Source organism: Crossiella sp. SN42 (assembly GCF_023897065.1).
Taxonomy (GTDB): Bacteria; Actinomycetota; Actinomycetes; order Mycobacteriales; family Pseudonocardiaceae; genus Crossiella.
Map to the genome: position 1 here is coordinate 63,721 of NZ_JAMHIV010000019.1, position 13,312 is coordinate 77,032.

Annotated in this window: 10 protein-coding genes; 2 read left to right on the top strand and 8 right to left on the bottom strand. The window is 72.3% G+C overall.

The window, feature by feature from the left end:
* The first annotated feature begins 121 nt into the window (after nt 1–121).
* On the top strand, nt 122–1,168 hold the full coding sequence (locus M8C13_RS23085; protein WP_252482753.1) for a zinc-binding dehydrogenase: 1,047 nt from the start codon (nt 122–124) through the stop codon (nt 1,166–1,168).
* Nucleotides 1,169–1,339: 171 nt separating this feature from the next.
* Nucleotides 1,340–2,683, top strand: a complete 1,344-nt coding sequence (locus M8C13_RS23090) for a threonine/serine exporter ThrE family protein (RefSeq protein WP_252482754.1) — start codon at nt 1,340–1,342, stop codon at nt 2,681–2,683.
* Nucleotide 2,684: 1 nt separating this feature from the next.
* On the opposite strand, the gene M8C13_RS23095 is transcribed toward M8C13_RS23090, so the two are convergent.
* From M8C13_RS23095 to M8C13_RS23130, 8 genes are read right to left on the bottom strand one after another with little or no spacing between them, the layout of a single operon-like run.
* On the bottom strand, nt 2,685–4,241 hold the full coding sequence (locus M8C13_RS23095) for a 4-coumarate--CoA ligase family protein (protein WP_252482755.1): 1,557 nt from the start codon (nt 4,239–4,241) through the stop codon (nt 2,685–2,687).
* A gap of 44 nt (nt 4,242–4,285) precedes the next feature.
* Nucleotides 4,286–5,440, bottom strand: a complete 1,155-nt coding sequence (locus tag M8C13_RS23100) for an acyl-CoA dehydrogenase family protein (protein ID WP_252482756.1) — start codon at nt 5,438–5,440, stop codon at nt 4,286–4,288.
* Between the two features lie 5 nt (nt 5,441–5,445).
* Nucleotides 5,446–7,413 carry a biotin carboxylase N-terminal domain-containing protein gene (locus M8C13_RS23105; RefSeq protein WP_252482757.1) on the bottom strand — a complete coding sequence of 656 codons (1,968 nt, stop codon included), beginning with the start codon at nt 7,411–7,413 and terminating at the stop codon, nt 5,446–5,448.
* A gap of 11 nt (nt 7,414–7,424) precedes the next feature.
* Nucleotides 7,425–9,023, bottom strand: coding sequence for an acyl-CoA carboxylase subunit beta (locus tag M8C13_RS23110; protein ID WP_252482758.1), 1,599 nt, complete (start codon nt 9,021–9,023; stop codon nt 7,425–7,427).
* On the bottom strand, nt 9,020–10,168 hold the full coding sequence (locus tag M8C13_RS23115; protein WP_252482879.1) for an acyl-CoA dehydrogenase family protein: 1,149 nt from the start codon (nt 10,166–10,168) through the stop codon (nt 9,020–9,022). Before M8C13_RS23115 ends, M8C13_RS23110 begins: the two co-directional genes overlap by 4 nt.
* Nucleotides 10,169–10,173: 5 nt before the next feature.
* Nucleotides 10,174–11,862, bottom strand: coding sequence for an acyclic terpene utilization AtuA family protein (locus M8C13_RS23120; protein ID WP_252482759.1), 1,689 nt, complete (start codon nt 11,860–11,862; stop codon nt 10,174–10,176).
* Nucleotides 11,855–12,643 carry a TIGR03084 family metal-binding protein gene (locus M8C13_RS23125; RefSeq protein WP_252482760.1) on the bottom strand — a complete coding sequence of 263 codons (789 nt, stop codon included), beginning with the start codon at nt 12,641–12,643 and terminating at the stop codon, nt 11,855–11,857. Before M8C13_RS23125 ends, M8C13_RS23120 begins: the two co-directional genes overlap by 8 nt.
* Complete coding sequence (locus M8C13_RS23130; protein WP_252482761.1) at nt 12,640–13,251, bottom strand: TetR/AcrR family transcriptional regulator; 612 nt, start codon at nt 13,249–13,251, stop codon at nt 12,640–12,642. Before M8C13_RS23130 ends, M8C13_RS23125 begins: the two co-directional genes overlap by 4 nt.
* Between the last annotated feature and the right edge of the window lie 61 nt (nt 13,252–13,312).

Genomic DNA, 13,312 nt, shown 5'->3' on the forward strand with positions numbered 1-13,312 from the left:
AGCAGGTTAGCCAACGCCCCCGGGGTGCCTGCCAGCAGGTTTCCCCGGCGGTCACCGGCGCGGCCGGCGCCCCGTCCCGGTAGCGTGCAAGCTACCAGCGGGTAACGACGGAGGGCCGGTTATGCGTGCGGCGAGGTTCGACCTGGAGACCGGGAAGTTCGGGCTGCACGAGGTCGAGGTGCCCGCGCCGGGGCCGGGCCAGGTGCTGGTGAAGGTCGCCGCGGCCGGGGTGTGCCTGTCCGACGTGCACATCATCGACGGCAGCCTGACCGGTTTCCGCACCGTGACCGGCCAGACCGTGATCACCTTGGGCCACGAGGTGGCGGGCACCATCGCCGAACTGGGGCCGGGCGTGCCGGAGTTCTGGCAGCCGGGCGCGCGGGTGGTGCTGGCCGCGGGCGACCGCTGCGAGCGCTGCCCGAACTGCCTGTTCCACACCGGTTTCTGCCTGCTGCCGCCCGCGCGCGGGGTGAGCTACGACGGCGGCTGGGCGGAGTACGTGCTGACCAGCCACCGCTCGGTGGTGCCGCTGCCGGAGAACGTGCCCTTCGAGCAGGGGGCGATCATCCCGGACGCGGTGTCCACCCCGTACGCGGCGCTGTTGCACCAGGGTGAGCTGTCGGTGGGCGAGGCGGTGGGCCTGTGGGGCATCGGCGGTCTGGGCGTGCACGCGGTGCGGATCGCCCGGCTGGCCGGGGCGGCCCCGATCATCGCCTTCGACCCGCTACCGCTGGCCCGCGAACGCGCCCTGGAAGCGGGCGCGGACCACGCCTTCGACCCGGCCGAGGAGGACCTCGAAGCCAAGGTCCGGGCGGTCACCGGCGGCCTCGGTCTCGACCTGGCGGTGGACCTGGTCGGCCATCCGGCGGTGCGGGCCGCGGCCGATGACCTGCTGGCCCCGCACGGGAAACTGGTCCTGGTCGGGATGACCCAGGCCCCGCTGCACCTGGAGCACGCGGCCCGGTTCAACGTCGCCCAGCACCAGGTCCGCGGCGCGTGGGGCTCGGAGCCGAAGGACCTGCACACCCTCATCCGCCTGGTCGCCTCCGGCCGGCTGGACCTCTCCGGCTCGGTCACCGAGGTCATGCCGCTGGAGGAGGCGCCGGAGGCGGTGCACCGGCTGGCGAACAAGATCGGCAACCCGATCCGGATCGTGCTCAAGCCTTAGCGTTTACCCCGCGTTCCGGCCCGGCACACGTGACCTTCGCGACACCGTGCAACGGCCGGGTCCGCTCGCGCGATGCCCTGGTCGGCGGCGTGCGGGTGGCGGAGGTGTGTGGTGGGTCTGCGGGGACTTCTGCTGCGGCGGGAACGGGTCGAACCGGCGATCATGAGTGCCATGTTGCACGGACCGAAGGTGCCGGATGCCTCCACAGTGCACCAGGTGCTGGACCTGGCGTTGCGCATCGGCGAGCTGCAACTGGCCTGCGGGGCCGGGGCCGCCGACGTCACCGCCACCATGCTCGCGGTCACCAACGCCTACGGCCTGCCGACCACCGACGTGGACGTCACGTTCACCTCGATCACCGCCTGCTGCCACCGCGGCAACCTGGCCGCCCCGGTGACCACCACCCGCGTGGTGCGCGCCCGCAGCCTGGACTACACCCGGCTGACCGCGCTGGAGCGCCTGGTGCGGGAGATCACCGCGGGCAAGATCACCGCCGATGAGGCGCTCACCGGCCTGGAGGCGGTCTCCACCGCGCCGCACCCGTACCCGCGCTGGGTGTCCACGCTGGCCTGGGCGGCGATGGCGGCGGCGGTGGCGGTGCTGCTGGGCGGCGGGCCGCTGCTGGCCGGGATCGCCGCGTTCACCACCGCGGTGATCGACCGGGTCGGCCGGATCGTGAACCGGCTGGCGCTGCCGTTCTTCTTCCAGCAGGTGATCGGCGGGGTGCTGGCCACCGGCATGGCGCTGGGCGTGCACGCGATGGATCCCGGCAGCCACCTGGTCCGGCCGTCGCTGGTGGTGGCCACCGGGATCATCGTGCTGCTGTCCGGGCTGTCCATCGTGGGCACCGTGCAGGACGCGATCACCGGCTACAACGTCACCGCCGCCGGCCGCGCCATGGAGGTGCTGCTGATGACCGCCGGTCTGGTCATCGGGGTGCTGCTGGTGCTGCGGCTGGCGGTCTCCCAGGGTCTGCACATCTCGGTGGCCGAACCGCCGCCGCCGCTGCTGGCGCACGTGCCGCAGATGATCGTGGCCGGTGGCCTGACCTCGTTCTGCTTCGCCTGGGCCAGCTACGCCACGCTGCGCGCGCTGTTCGTGGCCGGGCTGGCGGGCGCGGCGGGCACGGCGTCCTACGGGGTGCTGACCGTGCTGGGCACCGACGTGGTCATCGCCTCCGCGGGTGCGGCCATCCTGATCGGGTTCGTCGGCGGTGCGATCTCGCGGCGGCTGCGCATCCCGCCGCTGATCATCGCGGTCTCCGGGCTGACCCCACTGCTGCCGGGGCTGACCACCTACCACGCGCTGTTCCAGCTGGCGGTGGACCAGAACATCGGCAAGGGCGCGCAGTCGCTGATGCTGGCGGCCGGCATCGGACTGGCCCTGGCCGCGGGCGTGGTGCTCGGGGAGTACCTGGCCCAGCCGGTGCGCACCGGCCTTGGCCGGCTGGGCCGCACCCTGGCGGGGCCCCGGTTCTCCGGGCCGTTGCGGCCCACCGAGACCCCGCTGGAGTGAGTCAGCGGCCGCGCAGCTCGCGGCGCAGGATCTTCCCGGACAGCGCCCGTGGCACCGCGTCGATGAACTCGACCACCCGGATCTTCTTGTACGGCGCGACCTTCCCGGCCACGTACTCCATGACCTCCCGCTCCGCCAAGGCTTCCTGACCCGGCGCGCGCACCACGAACGCCTTGGGCACCTCCTCGCCCTCGGCGTCGCGGACCCCGATCACCGCGGCGTCGGCGACCCGGGGATCGGAGAGCAGCACGGCTTCCAGCTCGGCGGGCGGCACCTGGTAGCCCTTGTACTTGATCAGCTCCTTGAGCCGGTCCACGATGAAGAAGTTGCCCTCGGCGTCCACCCGGCCGATGTCGCCGGTGTGCAGCCAGCCGTCCTCGTCGATCATCGCCGCGGTGTCCGCGCCCCTGGCGAAGTAGCCCTTCATCACCTGCGGCCCGCGAATCCACAGCTCGCCGGCGCCGTCGGTGTCCTGCCCGGTGGCCGGGTCGACGATGCGGCATTCGGTGTTGGGCACCAGCTTGCCGACGGTGCCCTCGGGCGGGTGTTCATCGGAGTCGGGGACCACGTGGGAGACCGGGGACAGCTCGGTCATGCCGTAGCCCTGGGTGATCCGCACGCCGAGCCGGGTGGCGCACAGGTGGCCGGTGTCGGCATCGAGGGGGGCGGCCGCGCAGAGCACGGACTTCAGCGCGGAGAGGTCGAAGCGGTCGACCATGGGATGTTTGGCCAGGGCGAGCACGATCGGCGGGGCCACCGGCACCTTGGTCACCCGGTGCTCGGCCAGCGCGGTGAGGAACTGCTCCAGCTCGAACCGGGGCAGCACGACAACCGTTGTGCCGCACCGCAACGCGTGGTTGAGCAGCACGGTGATGCCGTAGATGTGGAACATCGGCAGGATGGCCAGGATCCGGTCCTCCGGGCCGGTGGGCTGCATCCCGCCGGCCTGGGCCATGTTGGCCACGATGTTGCGGTGGGTCAGCATGACGCCCTTGGCCTTGCCCGTGGTGCCACTGGAGTAGGGCATCACCGCCACGTCCTCGGCCGGGTTGATCTCCACCTCCGGCACCGGTCCGTCGGTGGCCATCAGCTCCAGGATCGAGCGGTGGCCCTCGGCGGTGTCGCAGACGAAGACGTGTTCGATCCCGGCCGCTTTCGCCGCGGGCACCGCGCGGTCGAGGAACAGCGAGATGGTGACCAGGAACCTCGCGCCGGAGTCGCGCAGCTGGGTGGTCAGCTCCTCGGTGGTGTACAAGGCGTTGACCGTGCTGACGACCGCGCCCAGGGTGGTGGTCGCGTAGAACACCACCGGGTAGGCCACCGTGTTGGGGCTGAACAAGGCCAGCACGTCGCCCTTGCCCAGCCCCTCCTGGTGCAGGCCCGCGGCGAGCCTGCCGACCGCGGCGTCCAGCTGGCCGTAGGTCAGCCGCATCCCGTCCGGTTTGCTCCCGTCCACCACCGCCAGGTGGTCGCCCCTCTCCCGCGCCCCGGCCAGCACGTAGGTGTGCACCGGCAGATCGGGGATCTCGACGTCGGGGAGCGGGCTGCGGTGGATCATGGCGACCTCCGGTGGCGTCGTTGCCGGGTGGGCCTTCTACCGTGTCAGTACGACTTGCCGAGGTCCAGGGTGTGCTGGGCGACGAAGTTGAGGATCATCTCCCGGCTCACCGGCGCGATCCGCCCGACCCTGGCCGCGCCGTAGAGGGTGCCGACCCCGTACTCGGTGGCCATCCCGTTGCCGCCGTGGGTCTGCACGGCGGCGTCCAGCGCGGCGATGGCGGCTTCGGCGGAGGCGTACTTGGCGATGTTGGCCGACTCGGCGGCGCTGGGGTCGTCCTGGTCGTAGGCCCAGGCGGCGCGCTGGGTGGCCAGCCTGGCCAGCTCGACCTCGATGTGCGCCTTGGCCAGGGGGTGCGAGATCCCTTGGTGCGAACCGATGGGCGAGTCCCACACCTTTCGGGTGCGCGCGTAGTCGGCCGCCTTGGCCAAGGCGTACCGCCCGATGCCGCAACCGTAGGCGGCCACGGTGATCCGCTCGGGGTTCAGCCCGGCGAACAACGCGGCCAGACCGGCGTCCTCCCCGCCCACCAAGGCATCCGCCGGCAGTTTCACCTCGTCGAAGAACAGGGTGAACTGCCGCTCCGGGGAGGTGATCTCCATCGGAATGGGGTGGTAGGAGTAGCCGGGTGCGTCCGTGGGCACCACGAACAGCGCGGGCCGCAGCTTGCCGGTGCGCGCGTCCTCCAGCCGGGCCACCACCAGGGTCGCGTCGCTCTCGTCGACCCCGGAGATGTAGTACTTGCCGCCGCTCAGGCGCCAGCCGTCGCCGTCGGCGCGGGCGGTGGTGACGATCCGGTGGGAGTTGGAGCCCGCGTCGGGTTCGGTGATGGCGAAGGACATCTTCAGCGACCCGTCGGCGAAACCGGGCAGCCAGTTCTTCTTCTGCTCCGGGGTGCCGGAGTTGGCGATGACGGTGGCCGCGATGGCCGGGGACACCACGAGCAGCAGCAGCGGGCAGCCCCCGGCGGCGAGCTCCTCGCAGACGATGGCCAGTTCGGTGATGCCGCCCCCGCCGCCGCCGTACTCCTCGGGCACGGCGACGCCGAGGTAGCCGAGCTGCCCGGCCTCGGCCCACAGTTCGGTGGTCCTCTCCCCCGCTTTCGCCTTCTCCACCCAGTAGCCGTGCCCGTACTTGGCGGCCAGCGCGGCCACCGAGGCCCGCAGCGCGCGCTGTTCGTCGGTCTCCCGGAAGTCCATGTCCGTCAGTCCTCCATCGGCTTCGGCCCGGTCGGGGCGGGTTCGATCACGGCGAGCACGGCCCCGGCCTCGACCTGGGCGCCCGCGGTCACGGCGAGTTCGGTGAGCACGCCGTCGGCTGGCGAGCGCACCGGGTGTTGCATCTTCATCGCTTCCAGCACCAGCAGCTCCTGCCCGGCGCGCACGGTGTCGCCGGGCGCGGCGGTGACCGCGACCACGGTGCCGGGCATCGGCGCGAGCAGTGATCCCTCGGCGTGCGCGGCGCCGGGTTCGGTGAAGCGCGGCAACCGGCGCAGGGTCACGGGTCCGAACGGCGAGTCCACGAACACCTGGTCGCCGTAGCGCGCCACGTGCAGCGTGCGCCGCACCCCGTCGACCTCCACCACCACCGACTCCGGCGCGGCGGAGACCACGTTCACCTCGGACAGGTTCTCGGTAATAATCCCGTTTCTGGTGAAGCGGTACTCGACCTCGATCGTCCCTTGTGGACTGTCGTAGGTCTTGACCTGGTTGGCCGAGTGCAGGTTCCGCCATCCGGCGGGCACGCGCGGCTGCACGGTGGCGGCGGCCCGGTTGGCCGCGGCCTCGGCGAGCGCGGCGGCCAGCGCGGAGATCCGCACCCCGCGCTCCTCGGCCAGTGGCAGGTCGAGTCCCGGGCGGGTGAGGAAACCGGTGTCCACCCGACCGGCCAGGAAGTCCGCGTCGCGCAGCACCCGGACCAGGAGGTCCCGGTTGGTGGCCGGGCCGTGGATGCGCGCCCCGGCCAGTGCGGCGGCGAGCCGGCGGGCGGCTTCGGCGCGGGTCGGGGCCCAGGCGATCACCTTGGCCAGCATGGGGTCGTAGTGGGTGCTGATGACCGAGCCGTCCACCACCCCGGCGTCCAGCCGCAGTCCGCGTTCGCCGGTGCCGGTGAACTCACTGTCCACTCCGGACACCGCGAAGCGGTGCAGCGGTCCGCTGCCGGGCCGCCAGTCCGCGGCCGGGTCCTCGGCGTAGAGCCGGACCTCGATGGCATGTCCGCGCGGCACCGGCCCTTCGGCGGGCAGCGGGCTGCCTTCGGCGATGGCGAGCTGCCAGGCGACCAGGTCGACGCCGAAGACGGCTTCGGTGACCGGGTGCTCCACCTGGAGGCGGGTGTTGGTCTCCAGGAAGTAGAACTCGCCCTTGGCCGAGACCATGAACTCCACGGTGCCCGCGCCCCGGTAGCCGATCGCCCGCGCCGCCGCCACCGCCGCCGCGGACATGGCCTCGCGCAGGGCCTCGTCCACCGCCGGCGAGGGCGACTCCTCCACGACCTTCTGGTAGCGGCGCTGCACCGAGCAGTCCCGCTCGCCCAGTGCCCACACCGCGCCGTGGGCGTCGGCGAGCACCTGGATCTCCACGTGCCGCCCGTGTTCCAGGTAGGGCTCGCAGAAGACGGTGCCGTCACCGAAGGCGCTGGCCGCCTCCGCCCGCGCCGCGGCCACCGCCCCGGCCAGCTCCTCGGGCGCGCGCACGATCCGCATGCCCCGGCCGCCGCCGCCGGCGGAAGCCTTGACCAGCAACGGGAACTCGGTCACGTCCCCGGGGTCGAGCTCGGGCAGCACCGGCACCCCGGCCTCGGCCATCAGCTTCTTGGCCTCGACCTTCGCGCCCATGGCCTCGATGGCCTCCGGCGGCGGGCCGATCCACACCAGCCCGGCGTTGAGGACGGCGCGGGCGAACTCGGCGTTCTCGGACAGGAAGCCGTAGCCGGGGTGCACCGCGTCCGCCCCGCTGCTGTGCGCGGCCGCGATCAGCGCCTCGGCCCGCAGGTAGGTCTCGCCGGGGGTCAGGCCGGGCAGGCGGACCGCGAGGTCGGCCTCGGTGACGTGCGGGGACTCGGCGTCGGCGTCGGAGAACACCGCCACCGTGCCGATGCCCAGCGCACGGCAGGTGCGGAACACGCGGCGGGCGATCTCGCCGCGGTTGGCGACCAGGACTCGGGTGATCACGTTGGGGGACCTCACATCCGGAAGACGCCGAAGTTCCTGGTGCCGCTGACCTGTCCACTGTGGATGGTCGAGAGGCAGATGCCGAGCACCGTTCTGGTGTCTCGCGGGTCGATCACGCCGTCGTCGTAGAGCCGCCCGGACAGGAACGGGGCCAGCGACTGCGCCTCGATCTGCCCCTCCACCATGGCCCGCAGGTTCTTGTCCGCCTCGTCGTCGTACGGCGCGCCCTTGGCCGCCGCGGCCTGCCTGGCCACGATGGAGAGCACCCCGGCCAGCTGGGCCGGTCCCATCACCGCGGACTTGGCGTTGGGCCAGGTGAACAGGAACCGGGGGTCGTAGGCCCGCCCGCACATGCCGTAGTTGCCCGCCCCGTAGGAGGCGCCCATCACCACGGTCAGGTGCGGCACGGTGCTGTTGGACACCGCGTTGATCATCATCGCGCCGTGCTTGATGATCCCGGCCTGCTCGTACTCCTTGCCGACCATGTAGCCGGTGGTGTTCTGCAGGAAGATCAGCGGCACGTCGGCGGTGTTGGCCAGCTGGATGAACTGGGTGGCCTTCTGCGCCTCCGCGCTGAAGAGCACGCCGCGCGCGTTGGCCAGGATGCCCACCGGGTAGCCGTGCAGGCTGGCCCAGCCGGTGACCAGGCTGGTGCCGTAGCGGGGTTTGAACTCGTCGAACTCCGAGCCGTCGACCAGCCGGGCGATCACCTCGCGCGGGTCGAAGGGCAGCCGCAGATCGCTGGGCGCGATGCCGAGCAGGTCCTCGGCGTCGTAGCGGGGTTCGACGCTGGCCCGGCTCGGACCGGGGCCGAGCTTGCGCCAGTTGAGCCGGGCCACGATGTCCCGGCCGATGCGCAGCGCGTCCCGCTCGTCCTCGGCCAGGTGGTCGGCCAGGCCGGAGACCGCGGCGTGCATCTCCGCGCCGCCCAGCTCCTCGTCGTCGGACTCCTCGCCGGTGGCCATCTTCACCAGCGGCGGCCCGCCGAGGAAGACCTTGGCCTGCTGCTTGACCATCACCACGTGGTCGGACATGCCGGGGATGTAGGCGCCGCCTGCGGTGGAGTTGCCGAAGACCAGGGTGATCGTGGGCAGTCCGGCGGCCGAGGCCCTGGTGAGGTCGCGGAACATCCGGCCGCCGGGAATGAAGATCTCGCTCTGGCTGGGCAGGTCCGCGCCGCCGGACTCGACCAGGCTGAGCACCGGCAGCCGGTTGGCCACCGCGATGTCCATGGCCCGGAAGGACTTCTTCAGCGTCCACGGGTTGCTGGCGCCGCCGCGCACGGTCGGGTCGTTCGCGGTGATCAGGCATTCCACCCCGTTGACCACGCCGATCCCGGTGACCAGGCTGGCCCCCACGGTGTAGTCGGTGCCCCAGGCGGCCAGCGGCGAGAGTTCCAGGAACGCCGAGTCCTCGTCGAGGAGCAGCTCGATGCGTTCGCGTGGCAGCAGCTTTCCGCGTTTGTGGTGCCGGTCCACGTACTTCGCGCCGCCACCGGCCAGCGCCTTGGCGTGTTCGGCGTCCAGCTCGGCGAGCTTGGCCAGCATGGCCTCCCGGTTCGCCACGTGCTCCGGCGCCGCGGTGTCCACTGTGGACTTCAAGACGGTCATGCCGTGTACCCCAATCGCCTGGCCGCGAGGTCGGCGAGCACCTCGCTGGCCCCGCCGCCGATGCCCAGGATCCGCGCGTCCCGGTAGTGCCGTTCCACCTCGGCCTCCCGCATGTACCCGAACCCGCCGTGCAGCTGCACCGCGGCGTCGGCCACGAACGAACACGCGGCCACCGCCGCGTTCTTGGCCAGGCACACCTCGGCCACCACCTCCTGCCCGGCGGCGGCGCGGGCGGCCACCGAGCGGGTGTAGGTGCGGGCCAGCTCGATCCGCTGGGTCATCTCCACCAGCTGGTGCCGCACCACCTGGCGACTGACCAGCGGGCGGCCGAAGGTCTCCCGCGCCTTCACCCACTGGACACTCAGATCTAGGCAGCGCTGGGCGGTGGCGTAGGCCTGCACGGCCAGGGTGATCCGCTCGGTCTGGAACTGCCGCATCAGCTCGGCGAACCCGGCGTTCTCCCCGCCCACCAGGTTGCCCACCGGTACGTGTGCGTCCACAAAGGACAGTTCGGCGGTGTCTGAGCAGTGCCAGCCCAGCTTCTCCAGCCTGCGGCTCACGGTGAACCCCGGCGTGTCCTTCTCCACCACGAGCAGGCTCACCCCGCCGTAGCCGGGTTCGCCGGTGCGCACCGCGGTGGTGACGAAGTCCGCGCGCGCCCCGGAGGTGATGTAGGTCTTCGCCCCGTTGACGACGAAGTGGTCCCCGTCGCGCACCGCGGTGGTGCGCAGCGCGGCCACGTCCGAACCCCCGTCGGGCTCGGTGACCGCCAGCGAACCGATCTTCTCCCCGGCCAGCGCAGGCCGCACGAACTTCTCCACCAGGTCCGCGCCACCTGCGGCCACGATGTGCGGCAGCGCGATGCCGTGGGTGAACAGCGCGGCCAGCAGCCCGGAGGAGCCACCGGCGGCCAGCACCTCCTCGTTGACCACCACCATGTCCAGGAGGTCGCCGCCGCTGCCGCCGACCTCCTCGGGGAAACCGATGCCCAGCAGGCCGATCGCGGCCGCGGCCCGGTGCAGCGAGCGTGGCACCTCCCCGGCGCGTTCCCAGTCGGCCAGGTGCGGCACGGCCTCCCGCTGGATGAACCGGTGCACGGTCTCCCGTAACGCCCGCCGCTCCGGCGTGCCGAACGGGTCGGATATCTCGTTCACCACAACACCTCCGGCACGTCGACAACCCGGGCCCGCAGCCATTCGCCGAGCGCCTTGGCCTGCGGGTCGAACCGGGTGGCCGAGGCCACCCCGTCGCCGAGCAGGCCGCGGAGGACGAAGTTCACCGCGCGCAGGTTCGGCAGCGCGTGCCGCTCGACGGTCAGCTCCGCGCACTCCGGCAGCAGTTCCTTGAGCCGCTCGACGGTGAGGTGGTGGAACAGCCAGCGGTAGGCCGGTTCCGAGCGCACCCACACGCCGAGGTTGGCGTCACCGCCCTTGTCCCCGGAGCGGGCCCCGGCGATCCGGCCAAGCGGTCCGCGCCGGGTCGGCTCGTGCCGCCCGAACGGCGCGGGTCCGCTGTCGGTCCAGGACGCGGAGAGCTGCTCTCCCACCGGTTCCTGGACTTCGACCCGGCTCCCGTCCGGCAGCACCGCCACCTGCGTCACCTCGGCGCGGTCCACGTAGGCGGCGGAGTACACGCCGAACGGGGTGCCGTCGCTGGGTGGCGCGGTCACGTGGAATCCCGGGTAGGAGGCCAGCGCCAGCTCGATCGCCGAGCGGGAGAACGCCTTGACCCGCTTGGGGTCGGTGTCCTTGATGGTGGCGTGCAGCAGCGCGCTGGCGGTCTCCTCGGTGTCCGCGTCGGCCCGGTCGGTGCGGGCCAGCGTCCAGGTCAGCCCCTGCCCGCCGACCGCCTGCTCCAGCTGGGCGCGCACCAGGTCGGCCTTGCGCTGCACGTCCAGTCCACAGAGGACGAACGTGGTGGCGTTGCGGAACCCGCCGAGCCGGTTCAGGCACACCTTGAGCTGCTCCGGCGGCGGCGCGCCGGTCACCCCGTGAATCCGCACCCGGTCGGGCCCGGCCTGCTCCAGCTGGATGGTGTCGAAGCGGGTGGTGACATCGGGCCCGAGGTAGGCCGGTTCGGCGATCTCGTAGAGCAGCTGCGCGGTGACGGTGTCCACGGTGACCGCGCCGCCGGTGCCCTCGTGCTTGGTGATCACCGAACTGCCGTCGGCGGCGAGCTCGGCGATCGGGAACCCCGGCTTGCGCAGGTCGGGCAGGTCGGCGAAGAAGGCGAAGTTGCCGCCGGTGGCCTGGGTGCCGCATTCCAGCACGTGCCCGGCCACCGTGGCCCCGGCCAGCGCGTCCCAGTCGGTGCGCGACCAGCCGAAGTGCGCGGCGGCGGGTCCGACCACCAGGGAGGCGTCGGTGACCCGTCCGGTGACCACCACGTCGGCCCCGGCGCGCAGGCACTCCGCGATACCCCAGGCACCGAGATAGGCATTCGCGGTCAGCGGCTCGCCGAAGCCGAGTTCGGCGGCCCGGTGCCGCAGGTCGTCGCCTTCGACGTGCGCGACCCGGACGTCCAGGCCCAGCTTTCCGGCCAGCGTCCGCAGCGCCGCGGCCAGCCCGGCCGGATTGAGCCCACCCGCGTTGGTGACGATCTTGACCCCGCGTTCCATGGCGAGGCCGAGGCTGTCCTCCAGCTGGCGCAGGAAGGTGCGCGCGTAGCCCAGCGAGGGGTCCTTGAGCCGGTCCCGGCCGAGGATGAGCATGGTCAGTTCGGCGAGATAGTCGCCGGTGAGGATATGCAGTTCGCCGTCATATAGTTGTTCGCGAACCGCGCTGAACCGGTCGCCGTAGAAGCCGGAGGCGTTGCCGATCCGCAGCACCTCGTCAGTCATCGAACCGCCCCGGCTCGCGGTCGGCTCCCGGCGGCCCGGCGAAGGCCTGCGCGATGCTCATCCACTTGGCCGCCACCGCCCCGGTGACGCTGAGCTTCACATCGGCCGGGTTGCGCCTGCGCACGACGAGCAGGCAGAACTCCAGCGCGGACCCGCTGACCCGGTCCTCGGCCTCCTCCGGTCCCCACTCCCACCGGTCGCCTGAGGGTCCGGTCAGCTCGACCCGGACCGGCTTGTCCGGCAACGGTTCCTGGCGCACCGCGAAGGCGAACCCCATGGTCCGCACGCCCAGGTGCGCGATGTGCCGCAGCCGGTCGGTGGGTTCGCGCCGGACACCCAGGGCGTCGGCCACATCCTGCCCGTGCGCCCAGGTCTCCATGATCCGCGCGGTGGCCATCGAGGTGGCCTTCATCGGCGGCCCGAACCAGGGGATCTTCTCCGTCGGCGGCACCGCGGCCAGCGCCTCGCGCAACGCGTTACGCCCGGCCCGCCAGCGCCCGAGCAGCGACTCCGGCTCCTCGCCGACCCCCTCGGCCGCGCCTTCCTCCACAAAGGACAGTGGGTTCGCGGTCTTCAGCGACTCGGCGAACCCGGCCGGGTCGGTGGCGGCCAGGATGGCCTGCCGGTCGGTCCAGGCCAGGTGCGCGAGCTGGTGCGCGATGGTCCAGCCCTCGGCAGGGGTCGGCGTGGCCAGCCCGGCCAGGTCGAGTCCGGCGACGAGGCGGTCCAGGTCACCGCCCTCGGCGTCGAGATCGGCCAGCAGTCCGGTCAGCGTGCTCATCGGCGTTGCCCTCCCAGCGCGTCATCCAGCATGGCCGCCCACTGCCGCACGATCCGCTTGCGGCGCTTGCCGTCGTCGGTGAGCAGGTTCGCCAGCGCCAGGCCGCGGATCAGGTCCAGCGTGGCCTGCACCGCCTCCCGCACCCCGGGCCTGGACTCGTCGACGCGGAGCAGCTCCAGGGCCAGCCGATGCGTCTCCCGGCCCAGCCGGGCCTGCAACGGCAGCACCAGCTCGTGCAGCTCCGGGTCGGTGCGGGCGGCGACCCAGAGCTCCAGCGCCGCGGTGAACAGCGGGCTGGCGTAGAAGTCGGCGAGCAGCTCGACCACCGCGGCGGTGTGCCCGCCCTCGGCGGGCGCGCTCGCGGCCTGCGCGCGCAGCTGTTCCACGCCCATCGCGCCCACGTACTCCACCGCGGCCGCGACCAGCTCGCCGCGGGTCCGGAAGTGGTGCAGCTGCGCGCCCCTGGACACTCCGGCGCGCTGGGCGACCAGGGTGGTGGTGGTCCCGGCCCAGCCACGTTCGACCAGCGCGTCCACGGTGGCCACCATCAGCTTGCGCCGCGTCTCACGGCTGCGGTCAGCCTGCCTCTGCCTGGTCGGCGCGCCCATGCCGGCAGAGTCTTCCGCCGAACTAACAAACAGTCAAGCCTGCTTGTTAGTTGCGCGCGCA

What these genes read in the sequence shown, in the direction of transcription:
- M8C13_RS23120 (WP_252482759.1), bottom strand. Translation starts at nt 11,862, where the DNA reads ATGACTGACGAGGTGCTGCGGATCGGCAACGCCTCCGGCTTCTACGGC.
- M8C13_RS23085 (WP_252482753.1), top strand. Translation starts at nt 122, where the DNA reads ATGCGTGCGGCGAGGTTCGACCTGGAGACCGGGAAGTTCGGGCTGCAC.
- M8C13_RS23100 (WP_252482756.1), bottom strand. Translation starts at nt 5,440, where the DNA reads ATGGACTTCCGGGAGACCGACGAACAGCGCGCGCTGCGGGCCTCGGTG.
- M8C13_RS23095 (WP_252482755.1), bottom strand. Translation starts at nt 4,241, where the DNA reads ATGATCCACCGCAGCCCGCTCCCCGACGTCGAGATCCCCGATCTGCCG.
- M8C13_RS23090 (WP_252482754.1), top strand. Translation starts at nt 1,340, where the DNA reads ATGTTGCACGGACCGAAGGTGCCGGATGCCTCCACAGTGCACCAGGTG.
- M8C13_RS23125 (WP_252482760.1), bottom strand. Translation starts at nt 12,643, where the DNA reads ATGAGCACGCTGACCGGACTGCTGGCCGATCTCGACGCCGAGGGCGGT.
- M8C13_RS23130 (WP_252482761.1), bottom strand. Translation starts at nt 13,251, where the DNA reads ATGGGCGCGCCGACCAGGCAGAGGCAGGCTGACCGCAGCCGTGAGACG.
- M8C13_RS23110 (WP_252482758.1), bottom strand. Translation starts at nt 9,023, where the DNA reads ATGACCGTCTTGAAGTCCACAGTGGACACCGCGGCGCCGGAGCACGTG.